A 12591-nucleotide genomic window follows, 5' to 3' on the forward strand; every position below is an offset into this window, starting at 1 on the left:
TACGAATGGTTCAACAAACTGTTATGCTACTTCGTGTTCCTGCTGCAGGATCACTTTACGCTGCTCAAGCATCTGGAAGTATGATTCAAGACGGTTCTTGATGTTGGCGTACGAGAAATACCGTGGATCAACCAGGTCGCTCTCAATAAAACCAACGGGAACACCGGTGCGCTGTTCAATCTCGCGCATGATCATTAGCTGTCCGGCCGAGAACGAATTACAACTTTTTATCGAGTTAATGAGGAAGCCGTCGGCCTTGTACTCAGTAACGTACTGTTCAAGCATACCCACGCGCTGGGGCAGGTTCATGTTGGTATAGCAGCCCATGCAGTAGCGCGACAGACTTTCCAGCGGAGCCGAGGGGTCATGGCGGAATCCAAGGTCATACACGCCACCCACCTTGGTGTACGATGATGCTACAATCACGGCGCCCATATCGTAGAAGATCTTCCAGAATTCGCGGAAGTTCGTCCAGTTTGGTGGGCCCTCCATGACGAGGCGAAAACGTTGTTCTTTCAGTTCACCCTCGGGGGTAACGGGTCCCAGACCGAGTTTCATTCGTTCCTGGACCTCGTCCCAAAGCACTTGGTAGTAGCTGACAGCTTCTTCAGTTCCGCGGAATGCGGTGAAGATCGGGCCGATATAGTACACGCCTGCGAAGTAGGCATCAATTGGAGTAGGAACATTTTTGGCGCTCTGCAGAACGTTTACCAGGAGATCTTCGGACTGTGCCGAATACTCAAGCATCTTTGAGAGTCTCTCCTGATCAAATTTCTTTCCCGATACCAGTTCCATTTTAGGAATGACTTCTTCCTTAAGCTGCTTCACCATGTAGTCAACTTGTTCCTGACTAATCTTACCGTCTTCCTGGTACGGTGTATGCAGCATTGCAACCGGAACGCCGGGATACAGACGTTCAAGGTTCTCAAACCACTTCAGGAATGTAAAGCAGCCGGTATAGCTCAGCAGAAGCAGGTCGGGGTTGGGGAGTTTCTCTCCGGTTGGGCCAATGTTACCGTTGAGCATCATTCCGATGTCACACTTCACATAGGTACACACATCTTCGGAGTAACCAATTTTCTCGGCATCCTTAATGTAGTTGGCCGACTTCTTTCGCATACCTGACTGCAAGGCATTGATTTCCGGGTACACCGGCAACATGTCGAATGATAAGATTAGCTCGGTAAGATTCCCCGGAACAAACGTGTACACGACCTTCTTGCCGGCATCCTTGGCTGTGGCAAGATCTTGAAATTGTTTGGCAAGCATATCCTTCTGCAGAATCATGCTTTTTTCTTTAGTGGCTTCAATAGGGGGTGCCATAGTGCAGTGCTCGTGATAGTAAATAAATAAACTAAACCCAAAGTTTAATAGAGTCCGAGAAGGTTCCGGCCTGTTCTTTAATGACTTTGAATTGTCCGGTATTCTCGTGGAACTGGAAGTTGATGTGCGGCAGCCCGGCGTCATCGCATTCTTTCTGCATCTGAGGTCTGTCCAGTAGTGCGGGATCGCAGAAGCTTGCTGCACAGAAGATCACACCATCGGCATTCCGCTGCCTGGCAAGTGATACAAGCCGTTTGCCCTTGGGATTGCCAACATCGTAATACGCTGAGGAGAAGGTGCTCTGGTGAATATAGGCTTCCGTGAGAGCTGTCAGCGGATCGTCGGTCGTGTCGTCAATATCACCTTGTATCCATCGTGAGCCAAGCATGAAATCGTCGTCAACAATATAACAGCCGGCCATTTCGATTGATTTAATGAGGCCGATTGGAGGCTGCTCGCAAAACGATCCGGTGACCACCACGCGGATATTGTCCATGGGTTCACCGCGTTCGCTGCTGATATGTTCAAGAACCTGTTTTAGGATTTCGTTGTGTTCTTCTACCGGCATCACGATACCGGCACGTAGGATATAGTAGGTCTCAACAGCAGACAAGCGCCACGGGTACTGCTGTCTGACAGCATATATTTCTTCAATCAGTCTGCGGTTTGTATTATACAAACCGATGGCAGCGTTCAAACTCTCGGTGGATGCTTCAACGCCGTTCACACTCTTCATGTCGTCAAGTACCTTCTCCATTTCCTGACGATAGAATATGCCCCCAATGTGAGAATCAAAGTTCTGCGGATAATCGAAGTATCGCTGGAAACTTCCTTTTTTCGACAGTTTAAACATGCCTGAAAGGTTTCGGATACAGTCGCAGATGGCAGGGAACAAGAACCCGTCTATGTCATGCAGGTTGGTATCCAATGCCATTTCGATAATTCCGCGGGGCATGTGGCAGATGTAGGACTGGTAGTAAGCATCTCCCTTGATGATCTGCTTCCTGTCGCCCGCACCCATGATTCCAACAGCCATACCGTTGGCAGCATGAATCATCTCACGTGGTACGTAAATTGGTAAATACCCTACCAGCAGCCTATCTTTACCGGCCTTCTTCCAGTCTTTTGCCCTGGTGAAGTTCAGGTCGAATGCTGTCCGCTCGCAGTAGTCAAGAATATTGTCAAGGTGTTCCATGGTGCACTTTTTATGATTTGAACCAAAATAAATTTGTTCTATCATGGTAAACTATGATGCTTGTCATAGTTCGAGGTTGAACATGGAAATAATCTTCATTTATGGTTGGCGACACCGATGAAAGCTCAAACAGGTGTGGTGATTCTGGCGGGAGGAAGGTCAGAACGCATGAAGTATCCAAAGTGCTATCTGCAAATTCGCGGGCAAACCTTTGCCGAAGCCATTGCCACAGCGTATGCCGATGCCGGGTTTCCGGCCGTGGGTCTTGTTATTCGAAGAGAATACACGTCAGGAGAGTGGGAACAGCACTTTCAGACAGTCATGACGAGACTTGCCTTTGCGCATATCCTTGATACTGATGCCGGGAGGTTCTACTCTGTACGGTCAGGTTTGACCACTTTTGCAGATGCTGACTTTTGCTTTATTCATAACGTTGATAATCCGGTGATCAGCACAACAACAATTCAGACGTTGTGGCAAAATCGAGCCATGAACGGATACACAGAGTGTAGGCACAAGGGAAGAGGCGGACATCCGATCCTGCTTTCCAGACCAGTAATTCACCGTATTATTGAAATGAAGCAGACGGAGTGTAACCTGCGTGATGTGTTAAGGGGCTTTGCCAAAAACACAGTTAACGTTGATTCTGCTGATGTCCTGCGGAATATCAATACAGCCGATGATTACCGGCACCTGGTGGACAGTTACAACCCTTAACAATTGCTTCTGAGGACGAAGTTTAGGTGGATTCGATTTACAAGTACGTACACGATGCACAAACTGGCCAAAGGAAGGCAGCGCTCTGTACTGTAGTTAAAACCAGCGGCAGCACACCACGTAAGGTAGGGGCAAAGATGATCGTGTATGCCGATGGACGCATTCGAGGTACCATCGGTGGTGGTGAGCTTGAAAAAGCTGTTATCCAGAATGCGCTGCGTCAGATTGAGGTTCGGGTGCCCAAACTTTTCAGGCACGACCTGGTGCATCAGCACAATATGTGCTGTGGTGGAAGTGTTGACATTTTTATCGAGCCAATTATGAATCCTATCAAACTGTATATTTTTGGTGCAGGCCATACGGGGTTGGCACTGGCTGCTCTGGCACAACAGTTCCCGTTCTCTACGGTACTGATTGACGAAAGGAAGCAGTATCTGGAGCAGTGTACAACAGACGGCGTGAGTAAAATGTGTCTGCCGTATGCGCAAGCCGTGCAGCTGCTGCCATTTGATGCAGATACCTATGTATGCATCATGACACATAGCCACGAGTATGATCGCGATATCCTGGCTGCGTGCATATCCAAGCCCCATGGCTACCTGGGTATGATTGGCAGTCAGCGCAAGGTAGAGCTCACAAAGAAGATGTTTGCCGATGCCGGTATTGCGTCCGAGACGCTGGCAAACGCCATTGATATGCCGATGGGCCTTTATATTGGCGCCGAGGGTCCGGAGGAAATTGCGTTGAGTATTATTGCCAAGCTGATAGCCGTTAAAAATGGTGTTAATGCAACGGCAGCTCTGCATGGGAAGAAAAACTGAACTGTTCAACACACATACATAACACATCCGGGAACAGTATGACGAAAAAAGTTGCAATCGTCACCGGTGCTGCCAAGGGCATCGGAATGGCAATAACAAAACGCTTTGTTAAAGAGGGGTATACGGTTGTTGCTGTTGATGTTGATGGTGAAGCCGGTGAACGGCTTGTTGCGCTGCTCGGTGACCATGGGGTGCAGTATGTAAATGCAAATGTCACCAGGGAGGACGACGTACACCAGTTGTTCACTTCTACCCTCGATAAGTACGGAGTCATCGATGTAGTGGTCAATAATGCCGGCATTATCCGCGACGGGGTGATCTGGAAGCAAACACTGGATGATTTCAATGCCGTTATAGATGTGAACTTAAAAGGTGTGTGGCTGATGTGCCGCGAGGCTGCCACCGTGATGAGGTCTCAGAAGTCAGGACGTATTGTAAACATCTCGTCAAGAGCCTGGCTGGGCAACCCCGGTCAAAGTAATTACTCTGCTTCAAAGGCGGGTGTTGTGGCGCTGACACGCGTGCTTGCTCTTGAGTTGGGCCGCTACAACGTGATGGTAAATGCGGTTGCTCCAGGCCTGATCGATACCCCATTAACAACTGCACTATCTGATGATGTCCGCGAAAAACTTATCCAGGCACAACCTACAAAATCAATGGGGAGTCCGGACGACGTAGCCAATGCTGTCTTCTTCCTTGCCTGTGATTCAACAGGGTTCATTACCGGACAAACCCTGTACGTGGATGGCGGTAAAAGTATTGGGGCAGGCATCTGAAACCTGACCCCGTAATCGAACACAGACTTTAGGCAGATTCTTAAAACCCTGCGTTTTGTCATTTTGTTATGTCGTGAGAATAATTAACTTACACAACAAAACGATGAAAACGATAACACTTACGATTAACGGTGCCACCACCAACTTGCTGGTTGGCGAGCACGATATGCTGGCAGGAGTAATACGCGAGAAGGCGGGGCTTACCGGTACCAAAATCGGATGCGAGCAGGGAAGCTGCGGGACGTGTACGGTGTGGGTAAATGGAAAACCGGTTCTAAGCTGCATCACACCGGTGATGCGCTGCGAAGGGGCCAGCATCACAACCGTTGAAGGACTGGCCAGTGGCGAACATCTGCATAAGCTGCAATCCAAATTCATTGAAAAAGGGGCTGTGCAATGCGGATTCTGTACGCCGGGTATGCTGATGACGGCACTTCACCATGTAGAGAGTGTTCCCAAACCAACTGTTGACACGATCAAGGAAGCACTGTCGGGAAACGTGTGCAGATGCACCGGCTACAAGAAGATTATTCAGGCTGTAGCAGAATATGCTGCTGAAACCAAGGAAGGGTATTCAAACGGCCGGGCTGCGCACAATCAGGGGGGCCATGTTATAGGGAAACGCACACCCTACATCGAGTCCGAAAAGAAAGTACGCGGCACGGCAGAGTATGCTGATGATGTTGTCAGTAAGAATCCATTGTATGTGAAAATGTTGCGCAGCATTCATGCTCATGCGCGCATCGAATCAATCGATACATCGGAAGCGTACAAGGTACCCGGCGTTCGCTATGTAGCCGTTGGCACCGAGCTCCCAATCCCTTTTGGTGTGTTGCCAATCTCGCAGGATGAAACGGCAATGGCAATACATAAAGTCCGATACATGGGCGAAATCGTTGCCGCAGTTGCGGCCGAAACAGAGCAGGCTGCTGCTGAAGCCTGTAAGCGAATTGTGGTACAGTATAAGCCCCTTACAGCCTTTACCGAAATCGATGCGTCGCTAAACGATATCGGCGATAACGAAAAGATTCATGAACATTGCAAGTTTAATAACAATGTTCATAAAAAAGCAGAGTTGCGGTTTGGTGACCAGCAGCAGGGACTCCATGCGTCAGACGTAACGTCAAAAATGTCGTTCACATTCGAAGGCGTCAGCCACGGTTTTACCGAGCCACATGCTGCAACTGCCTGGTGGGACGAGAATGGATTAACGATTGTAACGGCTACTCAGGTGCCGCATTACCTGCACCGGGCACTTGCAAAGGTTATGGAAGTGCCACTGAGCAGAGTGCGCGTTATTAAACCGCAAGTTGGTGGCGGGTTTGGTGGCAAGAGCGACCCCTTCCCGCATGAAATTATCATTTCCTACATTGCTCGGAAAACAAGGCGTCCCGTACGCGTGCGTTTCAGCAGGGAAGAAGTGTTTATAACAAATCACGGACGCCACCCATCGAAAATGACGGTAGAGATGGGGGTTTCGCACGACGGGACGTTTACGGCACTCGACGCCGATATTGCCATTGATGGCGGTGCATACGGCAGTTTTGGTGTGGTAACGTCGTACTATAACGGTGTGTTGCTACAGGCGCCGTATAAGCTTGATAATTTCGGATTTTCAACATATCGGGTGTACACCAACAAGCCGCAGTGTGGTGCGATGCGCGGGCACGGCGCAGTGAATTCCCGCTTTGCCGTTGAAACCCTGATTGATGACCTGGCCCACAAGATTAGCATGGATCCGTGTGAGCTGAGGATGAAGAACTTTCTTGACTCGAATACGCTGACTGTTGGGCAGTACCGCATTACATCGAATGGCAGCAGAGAATCACTTCAGGCGGTGATGGAGCAGTCGAAGTGGTCAGAACGATATGGGAAGTTAGAACACGGACACGGCCTTGGTGTTGGTTGCGGCTTCTTCATTAGTGGTAGTGCGCTGCCAATTATCTGGAATGAACTGCCACAGTCCGTTGTCCACCTTAAAGTTGATTTTGACGGCCGGGTGTTGATATTATCGGGTGCAAGTGATATTGGCCAGGGAAGCGATACCATGCTGGCCATGGTCGTGTGTGAAGTGCTTGGCGTGAGTATGGACACGGTGTTTGTGGTAGCGGCCGATACGTTGCTGACACCGGTGGACATGGGCAGTTACTCAAGCAGAGTTACGTTTATGGCCGGGAATGCCGCCAAGATGGCAGCGGAAAATCTGCGTAGCGAAATTGCCACTGCGATTGAACAACGCACTCACACCGCTGCAGCAGAGCTGATTTTTTCCGGAAACCGTGTAACCAGCAATGATAAATCTGTTGATTTGTCGTGGCTGGAAGCGATCGAAATGCTAACGGCCAAGCGAGGCGCCGTAAGCGTTAGTGGTAAGTATATCTCTCCGAAACTTGGCGGTGACTTTAAAGGGGCCGGTGCAGGTCTCAGCCCTTCGTACAGTTTTGGAGCATGTGTTGCGGAAGTGAAGGTTAACCTGGAGACCGGACACGTGAAAATTCTGAATGTATGGGGTGCTCACGACTGTGGCAAGGCAATTAACCCGCTGGCTGTGGAAGGCCAGCTGGAAGGTTCATGGCACATGGGTATTGGTCAGGCCATGTGGGAACAAATGAAATACTACAATGGCCTTCTGCTTAATAATAACTTTTTGGATTATCGAATCCCTACTACCCTCGACACACCAGAGTTACACACCAACATCATCGAGTCAAATGACCCGGAGGGTCCGTTTGGTGCCAAAGAGTGTGGTGAAGGGGCTCTGCATCCTGTGATACCCGCCATTGCGAATGCGATTTACAGTGCGGTAGGTGTTCGAATAACGCGACTGCCAATCAGTGCAGAAGATGTATTACGAAAGATGAAGGAACGGCAAACCAGTAACGAACCGGTTTAATACTCTATGAACAAAATTCCTACGTATTTGAAGCCTGACTCTGTTGCCCAGGCACTTGAATTTGCACGTCGTTGTGACGACAACTTTCGGTTTCTTGCCGGCGGGACCGATGTGATTGTGAATACGTTTCAGGGCAATGACAATTCAAAGTGCTTCATCGACATCAATGGTATTGATGAACTTCGTCGGATTCACCTGGATGACGAGGAAGTTCTGATTGGTGCCACGGCTACCCTTGAAGAGATTGAGCACCACCAGGAACTCAGGCACCGCATGCCGGTATTGGCTGAAGCAGCAGCTTCGATTGCCTCACCCGTCATCCGGAAGTCCGCTACTGTTGGCGGGAATCTGCTGTGTGAGAACCGATGTGTATTCTATAACCAGAGCGAGTGGTGGCGGAAAGCTGTTGGGTATTGTTTGAAGTGCGACGGAGACATCTGTATTGCCACTGGCGGGAAGAAGGCCTGTTTTTCAAAATTTGTTTCTGACATGGCAGTGACCTTGATCGGTTTACATGCCCGCATTGAGATCCTGGGTCCGGATGGCATTGAGGAAATCATGCTGGAAGACCTGTATTCCGGAGACGGGGTAAACTCGCACACGTTTTCGAAAACCTCACTCATCACCGCCATCAAAATACCAGTGCGCCCCGGGATGCGGTCGGTATTTAAGAAACTCCGGTCCAGAGAAAGTGTTGAATTCAGCTCGCTCACCACAACAATAACGGTAGACGATACCGGCCGAATCAGGATCGTGCTGGGAGGCGTGGATCCAATGCCCATACTGATTGAGGGCAGTGTTGCAGACACCCTCGATGAACTGCTTCAGCGGGCCGTAAAAAAGCCGCGAGTGATCGATAATGACGTTTACACTCGGAAATATCGCAAAGAAATGATAGCAGTGTACGTGAAAAATAGTTTTTTAGAGCTGGGCCTGTAATTATCTCTTCATGAACCTGTACTCATTGTCCGGTCCGGCAGATATTCTGCAGCAGAAGGAACACCAGTACGGTGCCTTAAACGTCTGTAAGAACAACGAGCCACTAAAAGCCATATATTTCGCTGTTAGTACGAGAATTCCTTTGGTATTGCAGTATTCAGCGATCATTTTGTTTAATTACTATGTTGTACGCTATCCACGTTGTTGATTGTTTTGTACCTCTGACAAGCCAGCTTAAATCCTACCGTTACCACAGTACACTTGAACCGCCGTTTTTCAGTGGTTTGTAACTGCTATTTGAGGGGTCTGCACACCGTGCGGACGAACGGCTAAGCACAACTGATTGTACCGAAACCAGTAACACCAACAATCCATGATACAAGACATAGCAGAAAGTCCGGAGAGAGAATCTTCTAACGGTGCTGTGCACCGAAATATTGAAACACGAGAAATTGCAAGTGCCGTGATTCGGTTTGCGGGAGATTCCGGCGATGGCATGCAGTTAACAGGAATGCAGTTTACGGATACAACCGCATTCCTTGGACAAGATTTAAACACGTTTCCCGATTTCCCCGCTGAAATCCGTGCTCCGGCTGGTACTGTTGCCGGTGTTTCAGGCTTCCAGGTCCACTTTGGCAGTAAGGAGATTTTTACACCCGGTGATCAGTATGATGTTCTGGTAGCAATGAATTCTGCCGCTCTTAAGGTAGACCTGCCGAAAGTAAAAAAAGGTGGTATTATCATCGTAAATACGTCGGGGTTCGACGCACGAAACCTCCGACTTGCCAAATACCCCGAAGGCGTTAACCCGCTTGACGACAACACGCTCGATAACTACATCGTGTATAAAATCGACATATCAAAGCACACAAAGGATGCCCTGGCGGGAATGGGGCTAACCACCAAGGAGACCGATAGGTCAAAGAACATGTTTGTTCTGGGGTTGCTGTTCTGGATGTTCGATAAGTCCATGGATTACACCAAGCAGTTTATCCGTGAGAAATTTGCAAAGACACCCTCCATTATTGACGCGAATCTGGCAGTACTCAATGCCGGCTGGAATTATGGCGAGAACACCGAGATTTTCGGTACTCAGTTCAAGGTTTCTCCCGCAAAGCTGCCACCTGGTACGTACAGAAATATCACGGGTAATCACGCTACGGCCATCGGACTCATTGCAGCCGCCGAAATGAGTGGTCTGCCGCTGTTTCTGGGATCGTATCCAATTACCCCTGCATCAGATATCCTTCACGAGCTTTCCAAATACAAAGCAAGCGGAGTAAAAACGTTCCAGGCTGAAGATGAAATTGCAGGAATCTGCTCAGCTATCGGTGCATCCTATGCCGGCACCCTGGCCGTAACCACAACATCAGGTCCCGGATTTTCGCTCAAAACCGAAGCGCTTGGGCTGGCAACTATGCTCGAAATCCCGCTGGTACTGGTAAACGTACAGCGAGGTGGACCCTCCACTGGCCTGCCAACAAAAACTGAACAAGCTGATCTGCTGATGGCCATGTACGGTCGTCACGGCGAAGCACCATTGCCGGTTCTTGCCGCAGCATCGCCGGCTGACTGCTTCGACACCGTCTATACGGCATGCAAACTCACGGTAGAACACATGACGCCGGTGATTGTTCTTACCGATGGTGCCATTGCCAACGGTTCTGAACCGTGGCGGTTTCCCACTCAGGATCAGCTACAGCCAATCACTGTAGAGTTTCTGGATGCAACAAACGGTGCCGACGGTTCCTTACTCCCGTATAAGCGTAATGACAAGCTTGCACGACCATGGATTAAACCGGGTACCAAGGGGCTGGAGCACAGAATAGGCGGACTGGAAAAAATGGATGAAACCGGCAGCGTTTCGCACGAGCCAAAGAACCATGAAAAAATGGTTCGGCTCCGCCAGGCCAAGGTCCAACGCATCGCCGATTTTATCCCGCCGGTACAGTTGGACAGTGGAGAAATGAATGCTAAACTTCTTGCCGTAAGCTGGGGCTCTACCTACGGTGCTGTAAAAACCGCTGTGCAGGAGCTTTTATCGGAGGGATATCCGGTAGCACATATTCACCTGCGGTATATCAATCCGTTTCAGAAAAATCTGGGTGAAATGCTAAAAACGTTTGATAAAATTATTGTTCCTGAGATGAATACCGGACAATTATTACAGTTGCTCCGCGCTCAGTTCCTTGTCCCCGCCATTGGCATGAACAAAATCCAAGGTGTACCCTTCTCAGTAACTGAATTAAAAGAAGAATTTATCAAGGTGTTACATGCTTAATGACAGTGAATTGGCAGAGCCGGTAAAACTCACGCCGCAAGACTTTGTATCGGATCAGGAGGTTAAGTGGTGTCCGGGCTGCGGTGATTATTCAATATTGAAGCAGGTACAAACAGTTTTGCCGGAATCCAATACTCCTAAGGAGAACTATGTATTTATTTCGGGTATTGGTTGTTCTTCACGATTTACCTACTATATGGATACCTATGGCATGCATGGTATTCACGGTCGGGCTGCAGCCATTGCTTCGGGTGTAAAGATGGGTAACCCTGATTTGGATGTCTGGGTGATCTCCGGCGATGGTGATGCTCTCTCGATAGGGGGTAATCACTTTATCCATTTTCTGCGTAAGAATTTTAATATCAAGCTGCTGTTGTTTAATAACCAGATTTATGGGTTAACAAAGGGACAGTATTCGCCGACGTCAGAAAAAGGTAAAACAACCAAGACCACGCCATACGGCTCTCTGGATCAGCCGTTTAATCCCCTTGAGCTGGCTCTTGGGGCGAAAGCCTCGTTTGTAGCCCGAACGTTAGACCGCGATCCCAAGCACATGCAGGAGGTTCTCAGACGCGCTCATAAACACACTGGAGGCACCTTCGTAGAGATCTATCAGAACTGTCCGGTGTTTAATGATGGTACCTTCTTTGCATATTCCGATAAAGAAACCAAGAAGGAAGCAGCGATTATTCTTGAACACGGTAAACCACTTGTATTTGGAAATTCGAATGAGCTGGGAATACGATTAGACGGTACCACACCGGTCGTGGTCACTATTGGTGGTGACTCCGGGGTATCGGCCGACGATCTCTGGATACATGACGAAACTGATCGTACAAAGGCAACCATCATAGCACGTTTCCCGGATATAACTACTTCGCAGTTTCCCAGACCGTTTGGGGTAGTGTTTGCTGAAGAGCGTTCTGTATATGAAGCTGACATGGCTGCCCAAATCGAGAGCATTCAACAAGCCAAAGGCAACGTACCACTTAATTCTGTGCTCTCCGGATCAAAAACATGGCAGATTTTTTAACTCAGGGCTAATAGTTTTCTTAACACACTATGATGAGGTAATTCATGACCGATGCCATTCAGTCATTGTTTGATGAACACGATGTTATTTCGGAAGCTGTGGATGTTGCCGTACACGCAGAACAACTTATTGCAACTGATGCCGATAGGTACGAAGAAGTTGTTCGGTCTCTCCTTGAGTTTTTTCGTGTTTATGCCGATGGATTTCATCATCATAAAGAAGAAGAGATTCTGTTTCCGGAGATGAGCAAGAAAAACGACCTGCTTGGAGATGGTGTGATAAAGGAGATGCTCGAAAACCATCAGGATTTCAGAGATATGCTCCAAGGAATCGAGAATTTTCTGGAGCAAAAGAATTATGCGAAGGTGCAGCAAAAGCTAATGGCATACACTGACGCGCTGCAAGACCATATTGCTGTCGAAAATGATGAGGTGTTCCAGGTGGCTGAAGCCCTGCTTGATCCGGGTGAACTTGAACGCATTTATTTTCAGTTTTGCGATGCGGATCGCGAAACTGATGATAAGCTCTCCGGAGATAACCGCCACACGAAACAGCAACTGGTTTCAATGATGAGAGAAATAAAAGGTCGTCTTGCATAGGCGACTACATACTT

General features: G+C 48.7%; 10 protein-coding genes. 8 read left to right on the top strand and 2 right to left on the bottom strand.

Annotated elements, in window-relative coordinates:
• Positions 1–21: 21 nt before the first annotated feature.
• Both bcrB and bcrC read right to left on the bottom strand, forming a co-directional pair.
• Positions 22–1323, bottom strand: a complete 1302-nt coding sequence (gene bcrB / locus HRU79_10485; GenBank protein QOJ27044.1) for a benzoyl-CoA reductase subunit B — start codon at positions 1321–1323, stop codon at positions 22–24.
• A gap of 31 nt (positions 1324–1354) precedes the next feature.
• Positions 1355–2563: a benzoyl-CoA reductase subunit C gene (gene bcrC, locus HRU79_10490; GenBank protein QOJ27045.1), complete on the bottom strand. Its 1209-nt coding sequence runs from the start codon at positions 2561–2563 to the stop codon at positions 1355–1357.
• 72 nt (positions 2564–2635) lie between these two features.
• On the opposite strand from bcrC, the gene HRU79_10495 reads away from it, so the two are divergent.
• The 8 genes from HRU79_10495 (at position 2636) to HRU79_10530 (ending at position 12577) form a co-directional block, all read left to right on the top strand.
• Complete coding sequence (locus HRU79_10495; protein ID QOJ27046.1) at positions 2636–3235, top strand: NTP transferase domain-containing protein; 600 nt, start codon at positions 2636–2638, stop codon at positions 3233–3235.
• 26 nt (positions 3236–3261) lie between these two features.
• A complete protein-coding gene (locus HRU79_10500) occupies positions 3262–4056 on the top strand; it encodes an XdhC family protein (protein ID QOJ27047.1) in 795 nt (264 codons plus the stop codon).
• Positions 4057–4094: 38 nt separating this feature from the next.
• Complete coding sequence (locus tag HRU79_10505) at positions 4095–4832, top strand: SDR family oxidoreductase (GenBank protein ID QOJ27048.1); 738 nt, start codon at positions 4095–4097, stop codon at positions 4830–4832.
• A 103-nt stretch (positions 4833–4935) separates the two neighbouring features.
• Positions 4936–7725, top strand: coding sequence for a molybdopterin-dependent oxidoreductase (locus tag HRU79_10510; GenBank protein ID QOJ27049.1), 2790 nt, complete (start codon positions 4936–4938; stop codon positions 7723–7725).
• Between the two features lie 6 nt (positions 7726–7731).
• Positions 7732–8664: an FAD binding domain-containing protein gene (locus tag HRU79_10515; protein ID QOJ27050.1), complete on the top strand. Its 933-nt coding sequence runs from the start codon at positions 7732–7734 to the stop codon at positions 8662–8664.
• Between the two features lie 373 nt (positions 8665–9037).
• Entirely contained in the window at positions 9038–10945 is a 1908-nt protein-coding gene (locus HRU79_10520; GenBank protein ID QOJ27051.1) for a 2-oxoacid:acceptor oxidoreductase subunit alpha, read from the top strand.
• On the top strand, positions 10938–11978 hold the full coding sequence (locus HRU79_10525; protein ID QOJ27052.1) for a 2-oxoacid:ferredoxin oxidoreductase subunit beta: 1041 nt from the start codon (positions 10938–10940) through the stop codon (positions 11976–11978). Before HRU79_10520 ends, HRU79_10525 begins: the two co-directional genes overlap by 8 nt.
• Before the next feature lie 44 nt (positions 11979–12022).
• Entirely contained in the window at positions 12023–12577 is a 555-nt protein-coding gene (locus tag HRU79_10530) for a hemerythrin domain-containing protein (protein QOJ27053.1), read from the top strand.
• The last annotated feature ends 14 nt before the right edge of the window (positions 12578–12591 follow it).

Source organism: Ignavibacteria bacterium, assembly GCA_015709655.1.
Lineage (GTDB): Bacteria > Bacteroidota > Ignavibacteria > Kapaibacteriales > Kapaibacteriaceae > OLB6.